This window comes from Enterococcus sp. C63, assembly GCF_040887215.1.
Taxonomy (GTDB): domain Bacteria; phylum Bacillota; class Bacilli; order Lactobacillales; family Enterococcaceae; genus Enterococcus_B; species Enterococcus_B hirae.
Genome location: NZ_JBFOFI010000002.1, coordinates 247,371 through 266,691 on the forward strand (window position 1 = coordinate 247,371; position 19,321 = coordinate 266,691).

Here is a 19,321-nt window from a genome sequence, read left to right on the forward strand (position 1 = left end):
AACCAGAATTCAACCTAAAGTACAGGGGGATTCTAGGTTTTTTTATTTTTTTATGAGAGGGCGAGGGAAAATGGTTATTGAAAAAGTCTTAAATAATAACGTCGTCATTTCAAAAAACGAACGAGGTGAAGAGATTATCTGTATGGGCAAAGGCCTCGCGTTTCAAAAAAGACCTGGTGATAGGATTGATAAAACAGCAGTTCAAAAAGAATTTGTTTTAAAAGATTCCTTAGCAACCAATCAATTTCAACAGCTGATGGCGGATGTCCCATTAGAAGAAGTAGAATTAGTCAAACAGATCGTTGATGTGGCGGAAGAACGATTAGGCGTTTCGTTGTCGTCAAATATTTATTTGACATTGACCGATCATATTCATTATGCGATTTGTCGAGCGAACGAAAATATCCAGTTACCAAATCCGCTTCTTTTTGAAACAAAGAAATTTTATCCGAAAGAATACTTGGTGGCCAAAGAAGTATTGCAATTGATCCAGAGAAAAGTTGGAGTCAGTCTGCCGATTGACGAAGCAGGATTTATCGCTTTTCATTTAGTGAATAGCCAACAAGGAAATGGGGATATGCAAGTCACGATGACTGCAACGACGATCGTTAGAGATATTCTCAGCATTATTAGTAAGTTCTTTGGTGTGACATTTGACGAGGAATCATTGAATTACCAACGAATCATCACCCATTTACAATTTTTTACACAACGCTATTTAAAAGGCGAAAGTTCGGATGAGCAGGATGAATTTCTCTATGCGCTCGTTCAAGGGAAATATCCAAAAGCCTTTCGCTGTTCGGAACGGATCAATGACTATCTCTTAAAAACACAACAGGAACCAATGGGAGTCGCAGAACAAATCTATTTAACGATTCACATCCAACGTGTAGTGAGTGAAAAACAAAGTACCCAATCTTAAGGATTGTTACTGGTAAAGCAGGCAAAACCTAGATTGAAAAATAGGGCACGAATTTTCGTGACCGTTTTTTCAATCTAGGTTTTTTATTTGATTAAATCAACTAGAAAGAAGGAAAATAAGATGGATAATCAAGCAGTTGGTAAAAGAGTATGGGAGGCAGTCGGAGGTGAAAAGAATGTCAATAGTTTAGTACATTGTGCGACACGTTTACGTTTCAAATTAAAAGATGAATCGGTCGCAGATACACAAAAGTTAAAACAGGATCCAGATGTGATTCAAGTAGTACAAAGTGGTGGTCAGTACCAAGTAGTTATCGGTAGTAATGTGGCTGACGTTTACCAAGCAATCGTTGATGAGCAAGGTCTGACAGATCAATCAGGAACAGAGGATCAGTCAAAAAATCCTTTGAATCGCTTGATTGATATTATTTCTAGTATTTTCACGCCATTTTTAGGCGCAATGGCAGCTGCAGGGATCTTAAAAGGATTTTTATCTTTGGCAACGGTGTTAGGTTGGCTGGCTACGGATACTGGGGCTTACCAAGTTCTATTTGCAGCCGCAGATGGTGTCTTTACCTTTTTACCAGTGATGTTAGCTTTTACTGCAGCCAAAAAATTCAAAACGAACCAATTTTTATCTGTGGCAATTGCTATGGCGTTAGTTTATCCAGCAATCACGCAACTAGCTGGAGCTGGAGGGGCAGTGGATTTCTTTGGATTACCAATCGTGTTAGCTCAATCAGGTTACACATCTTCAGTGATTCCGATCATTTTGGCTGTTTGGGTCCAAAGCAAATTTGAACCGCTGGTGAAAAAAGTGATTCCACAATTTTTACAAATGATTTTTGTACCAATGATCGTTTTATTGGTGATGGTGCCATTAACTTTCTTACTGTTAGGTCCAATCGGGACAGTTATCGGTAATGGGTTAGGTAGTCTATTTAATTCGATTTACAGCTTTAGTCCATTAGTTGCGGGCTTGATTATGGGAAGTTTATGGCAAGTGTTCGTAATGTTTGGGATGCACTGGGGCTTTGTACCGATCATGTTCTTGAATATTGAACAATATGGGTTTGACGTCATGGTTCCAATGCTTTTACCAGCCGTTTTAGCTCAAGGTGGTGCAGCCTTAGCAGTGGCGATTCGGACCAAAGATACTAAGCTTCGTTCATTAGGTATTTCATCTACAATTACCTCACTTTTTGGCATTACGGAACCAACTGTTTATGGGGTAACTTTACCGTTAAAGAAACCGTTTGTCGTTGCTTGTCTGTCAGCCGGTATCGGAGGCGCAATGATTGGTTTTGCTGGTGTGAAAGCTTTCTCTAGCGGGTTAGTAAGCTTGTTAACGATCCCAACGTTTATTAGTACGAACCAAGCAGTTGAATCCAATGTGACCATGGCAATCCTTGCGACAGCTCTTTCATTTGTCTTAGCATTCGTAGGTACGCTGATCGTTGGATTTGATGAAACCGTCCAAGATGAAAAACTAGAAACAAATCAACAAACAACAGCAGGTGACACGATTAGTTCTGCTCGACATAATCTAAAAAGTCCTTTAAGCGGGAAAGTCCTGCCATTATCTGATGTTCCGGATAAAGTTTTCTCTTCTGGAGCGATGGGAAAAGGGCTTGCGATTGATCCGGAAAAAGGTGAATTGATTGCGCCAGCAGATGGGGAGATCACGACCATTTTCCCAACAGGTCATGCGGTTGGTTTAACAACGAAAGATGGAATTGAAATCTTGATGCATATCGGTATGGATACCGTTGAGCTTGAAGGACAAGGGTTTGAGACTTTTGTAAAACAAGGGGATCAAGTAAAAGCTGGTGATTTATTGGTTCAATTTGATATTGAAGCGATTAAAGCCGCTGGATACAGTGTGATCACGCCAATCGTTATTACAAATACGGAACATTTTGCTGATGTGTTGGAATTAAATCAAGAAGAACTGATTGCTAGTGAAGATTTTCTAGCAATTGTCAAATAAGGAGGAAATAGCAGATGACTACAAAGTTTTCAAAAGATTTTTTATGGGGTGGCGCTACAGCTGCCAATCAATTAGAAGGTGCTTACGATCAAGATGGGAAAGGGCTCTCAGTTGCTGACGCGATGCCTGGGGGGAAACAACGATTTGCAGTTATTGGCAGTGAAGACTTTGATTGGACGATCCAACCAGATAAATATACCTATCCTAACCATCAAGGGATCGATCATTATTATCGGTTTAAAGAAGACATTGCGCTTTTTGCTGAAATGGGCTTTAAATGTTATCGTTTCTCCATTGCTTGGACTCGGATTTTCCCTCAAGGAGACGAAGTAACACCGAATGAGAAAGGCTTAACGTTTTATGAAGAAGTGATTGATGAATGTTTGAAATATGGGATTGAACCTGTGATCACGATTTCCCATTACGAGATGCCATTAAATCTAGCAAAAAAATATGGCGGGTGGAAAAACCGAGAACTGATTGATTTTTACGAACGCTTTGCTAAAGTGGTGCTTGAACGATTCAGCGATAAAGTCAAATATTGGATGACGTTCAATGAGATCAATTCAGCTTTTCATTTTCCAGCTTTGAGTCAAGGATTAGTAAAAAGTAATGGTGCAGCTGATTATCAAAATATCTTCCAAGCATGGCATAACCAATTTGTAGCAAGTAGTAAAGCTGTAAAAATCGCTCATGAATTACGGGAGGATAGCCAAGTGGGTTGTATGATTATCTATGCAACGACGTATAGCATAGATGCTAATCCAATCAATCAAGTAGCTACATTGATCCAGAACCAAGAATTTAATTTCTTCTGTGCAGATGTTCAAGTACGGGGCAAATACCCGGCATACACAAACCGCACGTATGAAAAATATGGCGTAGATAGTGCCAAATTAGAACAAACGACTGAAGATTTTGAGTTGTTGCAAGCATATCCAGTCGACTATATCGGTTTCAGCTATTATATGTCTACTGCAGTCAACGAAACGGACCCAGATGCAGCGGCCTCAGCCGGTAATCTTTTAGGTGGAGTTAAAAATCCGTTCTTAGAAGCCAGTGAATGGGGATGGCAGATTGATCCAGAAGGTTTACGGATTGCATTAAACGAGTTGTACAACCGTTACGAAAAACCATTGTTTATTGTTGAAAATGGGTTAGGCGCGATTGATAAGGTAGAAGAAGACGGGCAAATCAATGATGATTACCGTATTGATTACTTACGTCGGCATATCGAAGCAATGGGAGAAGCTGTGGCTGATGGAGTGGAACTCATGGGATATACGCCATGGGGATGTATTGATCTGGTAAGTGCTTCGACTGGTGAAATGAGTAAACGTTATGGATTTATCTATGTTGATTTGGATGATGAAGGGAACGGAACCAAAAATCGTTCAAAGAAAAAATCTTTTGAGTGGTATCAAAAAGTCATCGCCACCAATGGAGAAGAACTGTAAGTCTGTATTCATGATAGAACCGTTGTTTACTAAGAAATTAAGAATAGTTCATTTCTGATAAAGAAAATAAGATCATTTTTGACAAATCACTGTCGAAAATGGTCTTTTTTCTATTTAATCAAGCGATTCATTTTACTCTCATTTTGCTGAAGGAAAAAAACACGAGATGTGGGAAAGTCTCACTTGTGTGCCCTGTCATAGAATGATAAAAAAATATCAGTTATTTTAAAATAATCATAGGGATTAGGAATGGAAGATGATATAATCTAAAATGAAAATGTGAAATAAATCACTATTGTTTTTGAAAAAATATGGGAAGTGTGGGTTTGAACATCTATGTATACACCAGAAGAAATTATGGATATCAGTATCCATCTTGGAACGAAAAAGATCCAAAAGCCAATTCTTGCGAAATTAATTCTAGGTTTTATCGGAGGAGCAATGATCTCGTTAGGTTATTTAGCCTACATCAGAGTTTCAGCTTCGATCCCAGAATCACTGGCGAGTTTAACTAGTTTAGTAGGGGCGGCTGTGTTTCCTATCGGACTATTGGTGATCCTGCTTGGTGGTGGGGAATTAATTACTGGAAATATGATGGCGGTTGCAATTGCTTTTATGGATAAAAAAGTAACTTTTTCACAATTAGTTAAAAATTGGACAATTATCACATTAGCTAATATCGTGGGTGCCATTTTTGTTGCATATTTCTTTGGACACTTTGTCGGATTGACTCATTCAGGCGTTTATTTGGACCAAGTCATCCATATTGCTGATCATAAGATCGAAGCTTCTTGGTGGCAAGCACTTGGTTCGGGAATCGGTTGTAACTGGTTTGTCGGCTTAGCATTATGGCTATCCTATGGAGCAAAAGATGCAGCTGGAAAAGTATTGACTATTTGGTTCCCCGTAATGATTTTTGTTGCCATCGGCTTTCAGCATAGTGTGGCTAACTGCTTTGTGATCCCAGCCGCAATTTTTGAAGGACAAGCAACTTGGACAGAATTTCTCTTGAATTTTATCCCAGTTTATATCGGTAATATTGTCGGCGGTGCAATATTCGTATCAGGATTTTACTATGCAAGCTATAAGCATCATTGAAAATAAGCATGTTGATCGATAAGTTAGAAGACTAATAAGAACATCGAAGTTTGCGTTTTGCTTACTTTGGTGTTTTTTGTAACTGATAAAATAATTTCTTCCTATTATAATTTTATAGATAAAAAAGAAGAACGATTGTCTCAATCCTCAATCCACCAACATAGCTAATCCATGGCGTTTATATTCTTTTTTTATTTTTTATGTGCTATGATTCTAGTAATAAAATCGAAAGGTGAAGTTATGAAAAGGACACGTGTACTATACCTAGAAGTTGCAGACAAGATCAAAGAAGATATCTTTTCAGGAAAGTATCCTGTCGGCACCATGTTGCCTACAGAAAATGAATTAGAAGAAATGTTTCAAGTAAGTAAGATCACGGTTCGTAAGGCCATTGAATTATTAGCAACAGATGAATATGTCGAAAAGAAAAGCGGACGAGGGACGACGGTAGTAAGTAATCGTCCATACAATCGTTTGTCAAAAGCGGCAAGTTTTACACAGATTCTAGAAAACTCACAACATACAGTTCACAAAGAAACGTTGGAATTAAAGAAAATCACTTTAAAAAAAGATCACCCATTATTTGCCTCTTTTGGTTCAACGGCTGTCTGTTTTAAGCGATTATACTACTTAAACGACCGTCCTTATATTTACTTTACGCATTATCTGCCAAGTGATTTGTTAGAAATCAAGCGCAAAGTATTTGATGAAGAGTCTTTATATCGTTTATTGACCCAAAAGGGTTATGCCATCGACTCCTTTGCCGATGATTTTTCCGCTGTGTTTCTAACAAAGGATGAACGGGAAATTTTAAAAACTACCTCAGAGATCGCGATTAAAAGAACGCGACAATCAAAGACTCACTTGGGGAAAACAATCGAATATTCAGAAGCAATTTACGAGACCAATCTGCATCCTTATCATATAGACTATGAAACATAAGGTTGTTTGAACGATGTTCTGCTTCAAGTAATAACGGCGAGCCTTAGAAAATAGCTTTTCATATTTTGTAAGGCTCGCCGTTATTACCGCAGAAGCAATCGTTCAAACACCGTCTATCAGGAGGTAAAAGCCTCAGGTTAAAGGCTTACCAGAAAATAGCTTTTCATATTTTGTAAGTACGCTCGTTATTACCGCAGAAGCCATCAGATACATGGGTCAAGATATTCGCAGGTGGTTGTTTGTGATGGGAGAAGGATTGTGTATTTTTAGGATAAGCTTACTTAGAGAGTAGAAAAATTTTTACTATTTATAGAAATCGTTTACAAAATCAGCATAATATGGTACGATCACTTTGATAAACATTATAATGTTATAAAAGGAGAGAGCGGCAATGGATAAGTTTGTAGGATTGATTGAACAAAAGATTATGCCAGTAGCTAACCGAATTGGAACACAGAGGCACATGACGGCAATTAGAAAAGGAATTATTGCAACGATGCCACTAACGATCGTCGGTTCATTTTTTACGATTTTACTGAACATTCCGATTGAATCTGTGGCAGCAGTGATCGAACCCTATCGGCAAATTTTGGATATTCCTTTTCGTTATACGATAGGGATTTTGGCATTATACGCAACATTTGGGATTGCTTCATCATTAGCAAAAAGTTATAAAGTTGATTCCTTGACGGCTGGTATATTAGCATTGATGTCTTTTCTGATCGTGGCAGCACCACCGACACAGGTAGTAGAAGACTTGGAAGGAATCACAGCAGGACGTTATATCAATATTGCGAATCTAGGTTCAGGTTCATTATTTGGTGCCATTGTTACAGCAATTATTTCTGTCGAGATTTATCGTTTCTTCATTGAAAAGAAAATTACAATCAAGATGCCTGATGGGGTGCCACCAGAAGTGACAAACTCTTTTGTTGCATTGATTCCTGGAGCGGTGATTTTGATTTTCTTCTGGGTGATCCGACATATGCTTGGTTTTGATCTGAATGGGTTTTTAAGTGAGTTATTGATGCCGCTAAAAGGCATACTTGCAGGGAATAGTTTGTTTGGTGGTTTATTAACAGTCTTCTTGATTTGTTTTTTCTGGGTTCTTGGGATTCATGGACCAGCCATTATGGGACCAGTGATTCGCCCATTTTGGGATATTTCGATTGCTGAAAACATTGATGCTTTCAACGCTGGTGCGAATACTCATAATATGCCGAATATTTTTACAGAACAGTTTTTACAGTGGTACGTGTGGATCGGTGGCGCAGGAACAACCTTGGCTTTAGTGGTTTTATTCATGTTCTCCAAATCAAAATATTTAAAGAGTTTAGGTCGATTATCGATTTTACCAGGACTATTCAACATCAATGAACCAATGATCTTCGGGGCACCGATTGTAATGAACCCGGTATTAGGGATTCCGTTCATTCTTGCACCGTTAGTAACGACTACTTTGTCATATGTCTTAACGGTTAGTGGTCTCATCCCAATGATGACGGCTCGGTTACCATTTGCTATTCCTTCGCCAATCGCCGCTTGGATGAGTACAAACTGGAGCGTAGCAGCTGGCGTGTTAGTTATTGCTAACTTCCTGATCACATTGGCTATTTATTATCCGTTCTTCAAAGTATTCGAAAAACAACAACTGGCTCGTGAAGCAGAAGAACAAGCGCAAGAAGAAGCACCAATGGTGACGGGCGTTACCGAGGAACAAGCATAATAAAAAATGGAGGTTAGTGGCTATGAAACGTGCACTAGGGATTTCACTTTACCCAGATCATAGTGATCCAATCAAAGATCAAGAATATTTGCAATTAGCACAACGTTATGGGTTTACCCGTATTTTTATGAGTATGTTAGAAGTAACGGAAGATCCTCTGATTGTAAAACAAAAGTTTCAAAAATTGATTCATTTTGCGAAAGAATTGGGATTTGAAACGATTTTAGATGTTGCTCCCAACATTTTTGAACAGTTGGACATTTCGTATGACGACTTAAGTTTTTTCCACGAAACTGGTGCAGATGGAATCCGTCTTGATTTAGGATTTGACGGCGGAAAAGAAGCTTTGCTGTCATATAACCCTTATCATTTAGCGATTGAGTTGAATATGAGTAATGATGTTGCTTATTTGGATAATATTTTGTCTCATCAAGCAAATAAACCCTTTCTCTATGGGTGTCATAATTTTTATCCTCAAGAAGGAACAGGCTTACCTTACCGATTTTTTGAGTCTTGCAGCCAACGATTTAAAAAACAAGGGTTACGAACGGCTGCTTTTGTCTCTTCTCAGGTAGGAACAATCGGACCTTGGTATATCAATGATGGGTTGACTACGTTAGAGATGCACCGTCATTTACCGGTCCATGTAGCAGCAAAACATTTGTTTGCTACTGGGTTGATCGATGATGTCATTATTGGAAATGCCTACGCATCTGAAGAAGAGCTGCGTATGTTAGGAGAAATGGATCGCTATCAAACAGTATTTACGATCGAGTGGCAGACAGCTGCTCATGAAGTAGAACGACAAATTGTACTAGGAGAACAACATGTTCGTCGAGGAGATATCACTGAACAGGTTATTCGTTCCACTGAAGTTCGAAAAAAATATAAAGATGCAAAAAATGAAGCCCATGACAATGAAAATGAATTTCAAATTGGTGATGTAGTCATTGGAAATGATACATTTGGCAAATACAAAAATGAACTTCAAATTGTTTTAGAACCACATCGGGATGCAAGGAAAAATAAAGTTGGCGCAATTGTACCAGAAGAACATCTCTTACTAGATTTTATCCACCCATGGTCGAAGTTCAAATTTATAGAAAAGTAGGCGTTGTGATGTTCGATTTAGTGATCAGAAATGCTCGTAGATTAACTGGCGAAACAATGGATATTGGGATCAATAATGGAAAAATCCAGAAAATCGCAACAAGTATCCCAGAAAAAGGAAAAACAGAACAAACGTTGCAGCCAGGGCACTATCTTTCTGCTGGCTGGATCGATGACCATGTCCATTGTTTTGAGGAAATGACTTTATATTATGATTACCCAGACCAGATTGGTGTGAGTAAAGGGGTAACAACGGTTATCGATGCAGGAACAACAGGTGCCGAAAATATCCATCAATTTTATGAACGAGCAAAAAAAGCTAAAACCAATGTATATGCCTTGTTGAATATTTCAAAGTGGGGCATCGTAGAACAAGATGAATTAGCTGATTTAACCAAGATACAGGCGGATTTGGTCAAAGAAAAATTAACTGAATTTCCAGAATTTATCGTGGGAATCAAAGCCAGAATGAGCAAAACCGTGGTTGGGAATAATGGATTGACACCGCTGGAATGGGCGAAAAAAATTCAAAAAGAGAATCAACAGATTCCTTTGATGGTGCATATTGGCTCTGCCCCACCACATTTAGAAGAAATTTTGCAGCTTCTGGAAAAAGGCGATATCTTGACCCATTGTTTTAATGGGAAAGATAACGGGATTATGGAGAAAGAAACTCATCAGATTAAACCGTTTGTCAAAGATGCCTTAGCCAAAGGGGTGATTTTCGATATTGGTCATGGCACCGACAGTTTTAATTTTGAGGTGGCAAAAGCAGCCTATGACCAAGGAATCAAAGCGGACTCTATTAGCACGGATATCTATATTCGTAATCGAAAGAACGGCCCCGTTTACGATTTAGCGACAACGATGGAAAAATTGCATTTTATCGGCTATTCCTGGTCAGAAATTTTAGAAAAGGTAACTTGTGTGCCGGCTAAAAATTTTCATTTAGGAACGAAAGGTCAGATAGAAGTAGGTTTTGATGCGGATTTTACAATATTTGAATTTGTTGACCAAGAAAAGACGATTACTGACTCGAATGGACAACAGCAAGTGATCGATCAACAAATCAAACCAGTTAGCGTAGTTATTGGGGGAAAGAGTTATGAGTGTAAGTTATGATAAATTCAATTTAAAAGAAGTGATCAATGCTTCAGGCCGGATGACGATTTTAGGTGTTTCCAAAGTATCGGAATCTGTTTTGGCAGCGCAACGCTTTGGCGGCGAACATTTTTTTGAAATGTCAGACCTGAGTGAAAAAACGGGTGCTTATCTGGCGAATCTCTTAGCAGTTGAGGATGTTCAGATCGTTTCTTGTGCTTCTGCTGGTATTGTTCAAGCAGTGGCAGCGGTTATTGGCAAAGGAAGTTTAACTCATGTTTATCATCCTTATTCAACAACTATCAAGAAAAAGGAAATTATTTTACCCAAAGGACACAATGTTGATTACGGCACATCCGTTGAATTAATGATTCAACAAGGTGGGGGGCAAGTGATCGAGGCAGGTTATGCCAATATGTGTAGCTCTGAACATCTTAAAAGCTGTATCACTGAAAATACCGCAGCGATTCTTTATGTCAAAAGTCACCATACGGTTCAAAAAAGTATGTTGTCAGTAGAAGAAGCAGTAGCAGTTGCTCAAAAACATGAAATCCCGTTGATTGTTGATGCAGCAGCAGAAGAGGATTTATTCAAATACACTAAACTAGGAGCGGACCTAGTGATCTATTCGGGTGCAAAGGCGATCGAAGGTCCAAGTGCAGGAATGGTGATTGGAAAGAATCCTTATATACCATGGGTGCGATTACAATCAAAAGGGATCGGTCGTTCGATGAAAATCGGTAAAGAGAATATTTTAGGATTTACCCAAGCGGTCACCGATTATCTTGAACATGGCAGTGAATCTGGTGAGTCAATGAAGCGCCGTTTACAACCATTTGTTGAAGAGTTGAATCACATTGATCATTTGTCAGCAACTATTGTTCAAGATCCAGCTGGTCGAGAGATTTATCGAGCGAGTGTTAAAATCAGTGATCGTTCTGCACATTCAGTTATTCAGGCACTAAAAGAAAAAAATCCAGCAGTCTATACACGAGATTATCAAGCGAATCATGGTATCATTGAATTTGACATACGTTCGGTCAATCAAGAAGAAATGAAAAAAATCATTATTCGCCTGCAAGAAATCATGAATGAAACAAAATTATCTTGAGTGAAAAAGGAGAGAAAAAAATGTCACGAATTCCTAACTATTTACACGATCAAGTTTGTTTGAATGTTTTAGCTAATTCTGTTGAAAATGCAGTGGAGTGTTATGAAGCAGCTGAAGGACATATTTTGTTAGGGGTGCTTTCAAAAAACTATGAAACAGACGAAGCAGCTATTGCTGACATGAAAAAGTATCAAGCAGCAACGAATAATGCGCTATCAGTTGGCTTGGGAGCAGGTGATCCAAATCAGAGTCAAATGGTGACTCGTTTGGCAAAAGTCTTGCAACCACAACATGTGAACCAAGTATTTACTGGAGTGGGTGCTTCACGAGCTGTGTTAGGTCAAAATGAAACAGTGGTCAATGGATTAGTTTCACCAACAGGTAAAGAAGGGTATGTCAATATTGCAACCGGTCCTTTAAGTTCTCAAGGTACAGCAGGCGTAGTCACGATTGAAACAGCGATTCGCTTACTGCAAGATATGGGAGGAACATCAATCAAGTATTTTCCAATGAAAGGGTTAGCACATCAAAAAGAGTATGAGGCGGTAGCGCAAGCTTGTGCCACTTATGATTTTGCATTAGAACCAACAGGAGGAATTGATTTAACCAACTTTGAAGAGATCCTTCAAATCGCTGTCGATGCCAAGGTGAAAAAGATTATTCCTCATGTCTACAGCTCGATTATTGACCCTGAAACGGGCAATACGAAGCCAGAGGATGTCCGGACATTACTACAAATCATGAAAAAAGTTGTCAGCTAAGATGAAAAAAGGTGAGAAAATGAAATTTGGGGCATTCGGAGAAGTGATGTTGCGATTGACACCTCCAGAACACTTGATGCTAGAACAAACCCATACATTAAGACTGGCATATACCGGAACAGGTGTGAATCTAGTTGGTAATCTAGCCCATTTTGATATGGAGAGTTATCTATTGACGGCTCTGCCCGATAATCGCTTAGGCAGTGCTGCATTAGCTAACTTAAAAAGTATCGGTGTTGAAACGAAGTATGTAATCCAACAAGAACAACATATCGGTACCTATTTCGCAGAAATGGGGTATGGTGTTCGTCCTACTGAAGTTACTTACCAAAATCGAAAACATAGTTCTTTTGGATTGTCTCAAGAAAATGACTATGAATTACAGGCGTTTATTGAAACAGTAGATCTTGTGCATATTTGCGGGATCAGTTTGAGTTTGTCTGATCAGTGTGCCGAAACAGCGATTTCTCTTGCCAAGAAAGCTCATGCTCAGGGAAAAAAAGTATGTTTTGATTTCAACTTTCGGCCAACATTGAACCAGGAACAAGATCAAAGAAACATCTTGAAACAACGCTATGAGGAAATTTTACCTTATTGTACGATTTTATTTGGCTCGATCCGTGATTTGACGGAATTATTAGAATGGCGAACAAGCGATTCAACGAAAAATCCTATCGCCTATATCCAATCCTTTTTAGCTTATTATGACATCGAATGGTTTGCTGGTACGAAACGAACCAGCCATGAAGGAAGAAAACAATTAAAAGGATATTTGATAACCGTCACAGAAGACGTTGAAACACCTTTTTACGAGTTATTTGTTTTAGACCGAATTGGTGCAGGGGATGCTTTTGCGGCTGGGATATTATTAGGATATGCGGAAAACTGGTCAATGACTAGAACCGTCGAGTTTGCAACAGGAAATGCTCGTTTGGCTCATGCAATCCAAGGAGATGTTCCGCTCACAACTAGAAAACAGGTTCAACAATTACTAGATGCGCCAGATGTCGATTTGATTCGCTAAGAAATAGTCTTGTGATGAATTGACGAAATAAAATGCATCGGAGCGTTAAGAAAGTCTTGAAACGGGAATCAGTGTTTCGAGACTTTTTGACATCGTCTGAAATATTAAAAGTTAGCTTTTAGTAGATAGCAGATCAGCCAAGAGTTTATCAAGCAGAAGGTAAAAATCCAGAAATGATTGAATAGAGTTGCAACTGTAGCGGTCGTTTTAGATCGCTAACTTTCTCTGTTGTTTTTAGGGTCTAAAAGAAGGAAAAATATTTTTGACAAAAATCTGGGAGAAAAACAGTACAGTTTTTTGTAGGTTTTCGTTTTATCTTGACTACCACGTAAGCGATCAGTATTATAAGGAACAGATAGAAACAGCCAAATAAAAAAAGGCACCTCCATTTCTAGTGGCAGCCAGAAACAGAGGTCTTGAAAAAGTCAACCACATTGACCAATCAAGTTTGCCATAGTCAATGGAAACCATCAACTTCGTTTATTGTATCGAATCTTAAAGGAGAAATCTACCTTTTTTGATGAGAAAAATAGATGAACTACATGTGTTTTATTTACTGTGCCATAAATGGATTGGATACGATGTGTCCAGTCCATTTTTTTATCCAAAAACATACACCTGAGGATAACGAGTAAAATGAAGATAGCAAGTGCAACAAATAGGGGAGAGTTTACTTGGGCGAGTAAAGTGTGTCAATGTTGGTTTTGGCTTTTTCAAGGAACATAAAAAAGCACATGTTTTAGAATAAAAGCATTTGGCTGTTTCTATCGTTTTTCAAGATCAGAACAATAATTGAGTGAGCCGTCGTACCATGAGATAAAACCGATATATTGAAGGAATGTAGATTTTCTTTCAAGTATTGGCTTATTTTTTTGCTATTAGATAAAAAGTTGGTCTTTCTTATTGGTTGTCAAAATGTGATGAATATCAGAAAATAGAACAATTCAAGAAAACATTTGATTGGGGAGTTCATGTACATAAAATTTTTAGCGAAACATTTACAGATAATGAAACATAACAATTATTTTATCAAATTTTTTTCGAGAAAAGAATGATGCTAGATTCTCGTTAAATGAGTGAATGTTATTGTCAGAACACGATGAAAGCAAGCTTTCTTAATTAAGAAAGTCGTTTCAAATTTAAACATTTATGTTATTTAATGTTTTTTTAAAATAAAAAAGATTAAAAAAATATTCGCCAACAAACACTAGATATAGTGTTTGTTTTCCTATATACCACTAAAAAATCACAAAATCTAGTCTTTTATTTTAAAAAAACAAGTGTAAAATGAAGTTAGACTTTTGAGTTGGGATGTGTTTTTTTGAAACTAACAGTTTTTTGTGGCTCCCGTTTTGGTAATAAAGAAAGCTATAAATTTATTGCCCAAACGTTAGGAAAATATATGGCTCAAGAAGAGATTGAGCTGGTTTATGGTGGATCAGAATCGGGTATCATGGGAGTTTTCAGTCAGACTTTACTAGAAAACAATGGGAAAGTCACTGGTATCTATCCAACAGGGCTTTTTGATTCTGAGTTACCGAATACAAATGTAACAACTTTTATTCCTACCGAGACAATCGACGAACGAAAAGTATTGTTATTTGAACAAGGAGATGCTGTTTTGATCTTTCCTGGAGGATTGGGAACCTTAGAAGAGTTTTCTCAACTTTTATCTTGGATGGCCATTGATTTAACAGCGAAGAAACCGATTGGTATTTTAGATATCGGAGGATATTATGAAGGTTTAAAGACGTTATTAGAAACGTTTGCCAAAGAAGAATTTATGGATGCCAAATGGCTGGATTACGTCTTTTTTTCAAATAACCCATTAGAACTAGTCGATTTATTACGCGCAGAAGTAAGTGAAACACAACAATTATTAGAGGAGGCAAATTAATGAGTCAAATTTATTTAGCAGGTCCATTCTTTTCAGAGGAGCAAGTCGAGCGTGTTGCTCGTATCGAAAAAGCATTGGAAGAAAATCCAACGGTGACTGGTTTTTATTCACCAAGACATCATCAAGAAAGTAATTATGAAATGTTTAGTGCAGGTTGGGCACAAGAAGTTTATGAAAAAGATATGGCAGAACTAACAGCAGCTGATTACGTAGTAGCTATTTTAGATTATGAACATCAAATCATTGATCCAGGGACAGCTTATGAATTAGGGGCAGCGACAATGATGAAAAAACCAATGATTGTTTTCCAAGAAGAGACTGTTCCAACTAATTTGATGATTACTCAAAGTTTGCATACTTATTTAAAAACAGTTGACGAAGTACGTGACTACGATTTTAAAACATTACCAGTAACGAAATACGTAGGCGAGTACTTATAGAAATAGAAAGAGGAAGGATTGCATGTCAGTGATATTAATTTCAGGAACGATTGGTGCAGGAAAAAGCAGTTTGACAGATATGCTTGCAAAAGAAATCGACTCAAAACCATTTTATGAAAGTGTTGAGGATAATGAAGTGTTACCACTTTTTTATTCAAATCCAGAACAGTATGCTTTTTTATTGCAAATTTTCTTTTTGAATAAACGATTTTTAGCGATGAAAAATGCTTTAGTGGATGATGATAACGTGTTAGACCGTTCGATCTATGAAGATAGCCTGCTATTTCATTTAAATGCAGATCTAGGTCGAGTGACCGATATTGAAGTGCAACAATATGATAATTTATTGGATACGATGCTTAACGAGTTAGATGATGTTGCTCCTAAGAAACGTCCAGACTTGATGGTTCATATCAAAGTGTCCTTGGATACAATGTTGGATCGCATCAAAAAACGGGGTCGTGATTATGAACAGCTGGAAAGTGATGAGACACTTTATGACTATTATCGCTCTTTAAATCAACGTTATGATCAATGGTATGAAGATTTTGATGTTTGTCCGAAGATTCAAATCGATGGTGACCGCTTCGATTTTGTTGAAAAGCCAGAACATGCAAAAGAGGTCATTGAACAAATCCAACAAAAATTAGCAGAATTAAGCGATGTAGAGGCAGGGAAATACTTTACTGAGAATCAACATGCAAAAGGACAAGGACTGGGTCAGTAAACAGTCATAATGTTCCATTTTAAAAAGATGATGACATCGTTCATTTTAAGAAACAAGCTGGAAAACCTCCAAGATAGTCGAAACGATTTGGAGGTTTTCCAGCTTGTTTTTGATAGAGCGGTTCCTGAAAAGCCATGATTCGAAAGAACACAGTTCGATAGTAATCAATTTATCAAGGAAAAAGCTGTTTTTGGCTAAGTGAAAAAGATAGTAAAAATAGATCAAAAGATTTGAACGTGTCTTTTGACATCTTCAAATCTTTTGACCTATTGGTATCCTGCCATACTTATACAAAATAAGGCCGAGACTTTATTTAACAGTTAAAACATCCGCATGTCTTTCTTTCGTATAGGATTCAAATGACTTAAATGAATCTTTTACAGTTTTATGACAGTGATCGCAAATACTTAAGCTTCCTTGATCACTAAATTCGGTATGAATATTTTTACTGGTTGTACAAGTACAATAATCATGACTATCAAATATACTCATTTTTTTCTCCTTTATCACATTGTGCTTACCCAATATACCAGAAAGAAATGGCAGAAACAAAAAAATTAAGAGAAATTAACAATTTCTCTTAATTCCGGTTAATTCCTAGCGAGTGAGCCATGTCAGCTCTCGTTTTTTTGTACGAAGTGACAAGAAAACAGCCAGAACAGTTGCAAGTATTTTCAAAAATAAAAGCTGTTCTAAAAGTTTTTCCTTTACTGATCAGGTCAAGTCGGTCTTTTTAGGTCTTTTACAAACTATAAATATTTCCGTCCTGATCTTCGATTCGGTAGTTTCCGATCTTTTTGAAGGTAACGGATACTTCTTTACCAGAGATGGTATAAGTGTCTGCTTCGGTCTTGATCTTGATATCATTGAGTACTGTTTTTTCTTGAGAAGTACTTGCGGTATCTTTTTCAGTTCCTGTATAGGTACGTGTCCATTCCATTTTATGGTCGCTAAAAATGATTTGCCCACTGACTAAATTCATGTCTTTGCGGACTTTTAATGAATAGTTACTGTTACTGATATCCTCTTTTTCAGCTTGTAGAGTCGATGAATCTGTCGTTTGGTCTGCTGAGTTACCGGAGCCACCGAATAGGCTGCATCCTGATAAAGTAAAACAGCTGACAAGCGAAAGAACCATGATGACTAATTTCTTCAAAATATTTCCTCCATTGTATGATACAGCTTTAACTACAAACGGTGTGAATCCTCTAGTCAACCAAGTTGGCTGGGTTTCTGTCGTTGCGTTTACTGTGACTAATAAATTAGCATAGCTTCTATTATAAGATTTAGGAATACTAGCTTTTGTCTATTCCATTGAAAAAAGGTGTTTATGTCTCTTCTATTCAATCTCATTTCTTTACAGATGTCAACTCCCCTTCAAAAGGACTGGTTTGCTCAGTACAGCAAATGAAGTAGGGGTGTACGAGTCGTTTCAACTAAATAAAACGTTTGCTAAATTAACTTGTAACTGGTGTAAACGTTTGCTATATTGAGTAGGGAACAAGTATTATTTAGCAAATAAACTGAACTCTTTAATAGAAGGTGTGAGTGGATGACAAATTATCAATTTCCAAGTAATTTTTGGTGGGGATCAGCCGCAAGTGGCCCGCAAACAGAAGGTCGTGTTGCTGGCGATGGTAAAGGAGAGAATATTTTTGATTATTGGTTTAGCCAAGAACCAGAAAAGTTCTTTGATCAAGTAGGTCCTGAAAAGACATCACAAGTGTACACGAAGTATAAAGAAGACGTTCAATTAATGAAACAAACTGGACACAATAGTTTTCGTACTTCGATCCAATGGAGTCGCCTGATTCCTGAAGGGACTGGCGAAGTGAATCAACAAGCTGTTGATTTTTACCATTCGTATTTCGATGAATTGATCGCTAATGGCATTGAACCATTTGTGAATTTATATCATTTTGATATGCCGATGCCTTTGCAAGAAAAAGGCGGATGGCTCAATCGGGAAACGGTTGAAGCGTATGAAAGATATGCTAAGATTTGTTTTGAATTATTTGGGACGAAAATCAAAAAATGGTTTACCCATAATGAACCAATCGTGCCAGTTGAAGCTGGGTATCTTTACCGTTGGCATTACCCGGAAGAGTCCGATATGAAAAAGGCGATCCAAGTAGGCTATCATGAAGCGCTGGCTTCTGCATTAGCCGTCAAAGCGTATCATTCCATGGCGTTAGATGGTTCAATCGGAATCATTTTGAATCTAACACCAAGCTATCCTCGGGATGAAAACAACCCAGAAGATGTCAAAGCAGCTAAATTAGCTGATGCCTTTTTTAATCGTTCGTTTCTTGATCCAGCAGTTAAAGGTGAGTTTCCACCAGAATTGATCGCCATTGTGAAAGAATTAGACATGGTACCAGCGATGCAAGAAGATGACTTAGCGATCATTAAAGAAAATACCATTGACTTATTAGGGATCAATTATTACCAACCAAGAAGGGTCAAAGCAAAAGAAACACCGATTGATCATGAAAATGGACCAATGCCAGAAGATTATTTTGATAATTATGAAATGCCAAATCGTAAAATGAATCCTTATCGTGGTTGGGAAATTTATGAAAAGGGAATTTATGATATCTTAATCAATGTTCGAGACCATTATGGTAATATTGACTGTTTCATTTCTGAAAACGGTATGGGTGTTGAAAATGAAGCACGTTTTATCGAAGAAGATGGGATGATCCACGATGATTATCGCATTGAATTTGTCCAAGAACATCTAAAATATGTTCACCAAGCAATCGAAGAAGGTGCTAATTGCTTGGGGTATCATATGTGGACGTGTATGGATAACTGGTCGTGGACCAATGCTTACAAAAATCGTTATGGATTTATTTCCGTTGATTTAGCGAATGATGGTAAACGGACAATCAAAAAATCTGGTCACTGGTTTAAAAAACTATCTGATACCAACCAAATTACAATATAAAAAAGTCAACGTTCCTCTTGCTCCGTTTAATAAACGGTCAAGAGGAATATTTTTGTTTGTTTGAAA

At 37.7% G+C, this 19,321-nt stretch carries 16 protein-coding genes; 15 read left to right on the forward strand and 1 reads right to left on the reverse strand.

Annotated elements, in window-relative coordinates:
• Positions 1–70: 70 nt before the first annotated feature.
• From licT to AB3H90_RS03840, 14 genes are all read left to right on the forward strand, one after another.
• Entirely contained in the window at positions 71–922 is an 852-nt protein-coding gene (gene licT / locus AB3H90_RS03775) for a BglG family transcription antiterminator LicT (RefSeq protein ID WP_010738350.1), read from the forward strand.
• A 120-nt stretch (positions 923–1,042) separates the two neighbouring features.
• On the forward strand, positions 1,043–2,911 hold the full coding sequence (locus AB3H90_RS03780) for a beta-glucoside-specific PTS transporter subunit IIABC (protein ID WP_368016211.1): 1,869 nt from the start codon (positions 1,043–1,045) through the stop codon (positions 2,909–2,911).
• Between the two features lie 14 nt (positions 2,912–2,925).
• A complete protein-coding gene (locus tag AB3H90_RS03785) occupies positions 2,926–4,368 on the forward strand; it encodes a glycoside hydrolase family 1 protein (RefSeq protein ID WP_368016212.1) in 1,443 nt (480 codons plus the stop codon).
• 336 nt (positions 4,369–4,704) lie between these two features.
• Entirely contained in the window at positions 4,705–5,466 is a 762-nt protein-coding gene (locus AB3H90_RS03790) for a formate/nitrite transporter family protein (RefSeq protein ID WP_010719935.1), read from the forward strand.
• Between the two features lie 240 nt (positions 5,467–5,706).
• Complete coding sequence (locus AB3H90_RS03795; protein ID WP_010719934.1) at positions 5,707–6,408, forward strand: GntR family transcriptional regulator; 702 nt, start codon at positions 5,707–5,709, stop codon at positions 6,406–6,408.
• Between the two features lie 391 nt (positions 6,409–6,799).
• Positions 6,800–8,134: a PTS sugar transporter subunit IIC gene (locus AB3H90_RS03800; RefSeq protein ID WP_368016213.1), complete on the forward strand. Its 1,335-nt coding sequence runs from the start codon at positions 6,800–6,802 to the stop codon at positions 8,132–8,134.
• A 22-nt stretch (positions 8,135–8,156) separates the two neighbouring features.
• Positions 8,157–9,245 carry a DUF871 domain-containing protein gene (locus tag AB3H90_RS03805; RefSeq protein WP_368016214.1) on the forward strand — a complete coding sequence of 363 codons (1,089 nt, stop codon included), beginning with the start codon at positions 8,157–8,159 and terminating at the stop codon, positions 9,243–9,245.
• Between the two features lie 8 nt (positions 9,246–9,253).
• The gene (locus AB3H90_RS03810) at positions 9,254–10,366 is read left to right on the forward strand and encodes an amidohydrolase/deacetylase family metallohydrolase (RefSeq protein ID WP_368016215.1); all 1,113 of its coding nucleotides are present in this window, start codon (positions 9,254–9,256) and stop codon (positions 10,364–10,366) included.
• Positions 10,350–11,456, forward strand: coding sequence for a DgaE family pyridoxal phosphate-dependent ammonia lyase (locus AB3H90_RS03815; protein WP_178306145.1), 1,107 nt, complete (start codon positions 10,350–10,352; stop codon positions 11,454–11,456). Before AB3H90_RS03810 ends, AB3H90_RS03815 begins: the two co-directional genes overlap by 17 nt.
• A 20-nt stretch (positions 11,457–11,476) precedes the next feature.
• Entirely contained in the window at positions 11,477–12,217 is a 741-nt protein-coding gene (locus tag AB3H90_RS03820) for a KDGP aldolase family protein (protein WP_010719929.1), read from the forward strand.
• 19 nt (positions 12,218–12,236) lie between these two features.
• Positions 12,237–13,241, forward strand: coding sequence for a sugar kinase (locus tag AB3H90_RS03825; RefSeq protein WP_081127806.1), 1,005 nt, complete (start codon positions 12,237–12,239; stop codon positions 13,239–13,241).
• A gap of 1,321 nt (positions 13,242–14,562) precedes the next feature.
• Positions 14,563–15,138, forward strand: a complete 576-nt coding sequence (locus tag AB3H90_RS03830) for a TIGR00730 family Rossman fold protein (RefSeq protein ID WP_063626655.1) — start codon at positions 14,563–14,565, stop codon at positions 15,136–15,138.
• Positions 15,138–15,578 (forward strand): nucleoside 2-deoxyribosyltransferase, encoded by a 441-nt coding sequence (locus AB3H90_RS03835; RefSeq protein ID WP_010719926.1) that lies wholly within the window; start codon positions 15,138–15,140, stop codon positions 15,576–15,578. Before AB3H90_RS03830 ends, AB3H90_RS03835 begins: the two co-directional genes overlap by 1 nt.
• 22 nt (positions 15,579–15,600) lie before the next feature.
• On the forward strand, positions 15,601–16,305 hold the full coding sequence (locus tag AB3H90_RS03840; protein ID WP_010719925.1) for a deoxynucleoside kinase: 705 nt from the start codon (positions 15,601–15,603) through the stop codon (positions 16,303–16,305).
• A gap of 742 nt (positions 16,306–17,047) precedes the next feature.
• Here AB3H90_RS03840 and AB3H90_RS03845 read toward each other — a convergent pair.
• Entirely contained in the window at positions 17,048–17,461 is a 414-nt protein-coding gene (locus AB3H90_RS03845) for a hypothetical protein (RefSeq protein ID WP_207430688.1), read from the reverse strand.
• A 396-nt stretch (positions 17,462–17,857) separates the two neighbouring features.
• Between AB3H90_RS03845 and AB3H90_RS03850 the strand changes: the two genes are divergently transcribed.
• Positions 17,858–19,255 carry a glycoside hydrolase family 1 protein gene (locus tag AB3H90_RS03850; RefSeq protein ID WP_368016216.1) on the forward strand — a complete coding sequence of 466 codons (1,398 nt, stop codon included), beginning with the start codon at positions 17,858–17,860 and terminating at the stop codon, positions 19,253–19,255.
• Positions 19,256–19,321: the final 66 nt, after the last annotated feature.

What these genes read in the sequence shown, in the direction of transcription:
- licT (WP_010738350.1), top strand. Translation starts at nt 71, where the DNA reads ATGGTTATTGAAAAAGTCTTAAATAATAACGTCGTCATTTCAAAAAAC.
- AB3H90_RS03780 (WP_368016211.1), top strand. Translation starts at nt 1,043, where the DNA reads ATGGATAATCAAGCAGTTGGTAAAAGAGTATGGGAGGCAGTCGGAGGT.
- AB3H90_RS03785 (WP_368016212.1), top strand. Translation starts at nt 2,926, where the DNA reads ATGACTACAAAGTTTTCAAAAGATTTTTTATGGGGTGGCGCTACAGCT.
- AB3H90_RS03790 (WP_010719935.1), top strand. Translation starts at nt 4,705, where the DNA reads ATGTATACACCAGAAGAAATTATGGATATCAGTATCCATCTTGGAACG.
- AB3H90_RS03795 (WP_010719934.1), top strand. Translation starts at nt 5,707, where the DNA reads ATGAAAAGGACACGTGTACTATACCTAGAAGTTGCAGACAAGATCAAA.
- AB3H90_RS03800 (WP_368016213.1), top strand. Translation starts at nt 6,800, where the DNA reads ATGGATAAGTTTGTAGGATTGATTGAACAAAAGATTATGCCAGTAGCT.
- AB3H90_RS03805 (WP_368016214.1), top strand. Translation starts at nt 8,157, where the DNA reads ATGAAACGTGCACTAGGGATTTCACTTTACCCAGATCATAGTGATCCA.
- AB3H90_RS03810 (WP_368016215.1), top strand. Translation starts at nt 9,254, where the DNA reads ATGTTCGATTTAGTGATCAGAAATGCTCGTAGATTAACTGGCGAAACA.
- AB3H90_RS03815 (WP_178306145.1), top strand. Translation starts at nt 10,350, where the DNA reads ATGAGTGTAAGTTATGATAAATTCAATTTAAAAGAAGTGATCAATGCT.
- AB3H90_RS03820 (WP_010719929.1), top strand. Translation starts at nt 11,477, where the DNA reads ATGTCACGAATTCCTAACTATTTACACGATCAAGTTTGTTTGAATGTT.
- AB3H90_RS03825 (WP_081127806.1), top strand. Translation starts at nt 12,237, where the DNA reads ATGAAATTTGGGGCATTCGGAGAAGTGATGTTGCGATTGACACCTCCA.
- AB3H90_RS03835 (WP_010719926.1), top strand. Translation starts at nt 15,138, where the DNA reads ATGAGTCAAATTTATTTAGCAGGTCCATTCTTTTCAGAGGAGCAAGTC.
- AB3H90_RS03840 (WP_010719925.1), top strand. Translation starts at nt 15,601, where the DNA reads ATGTCAGTGATATTAATTTCAGGAACGATTGGTGCAGGAAAAAGCAGT.
- AB3H90_RS03850 (WP_368016216.1), top strand. Translation starts at nt 17,858, where the DNA reads ATGACAAATTATCAATTTCCAAGTAATTTTTGGTGGGGATCAGCCGCA.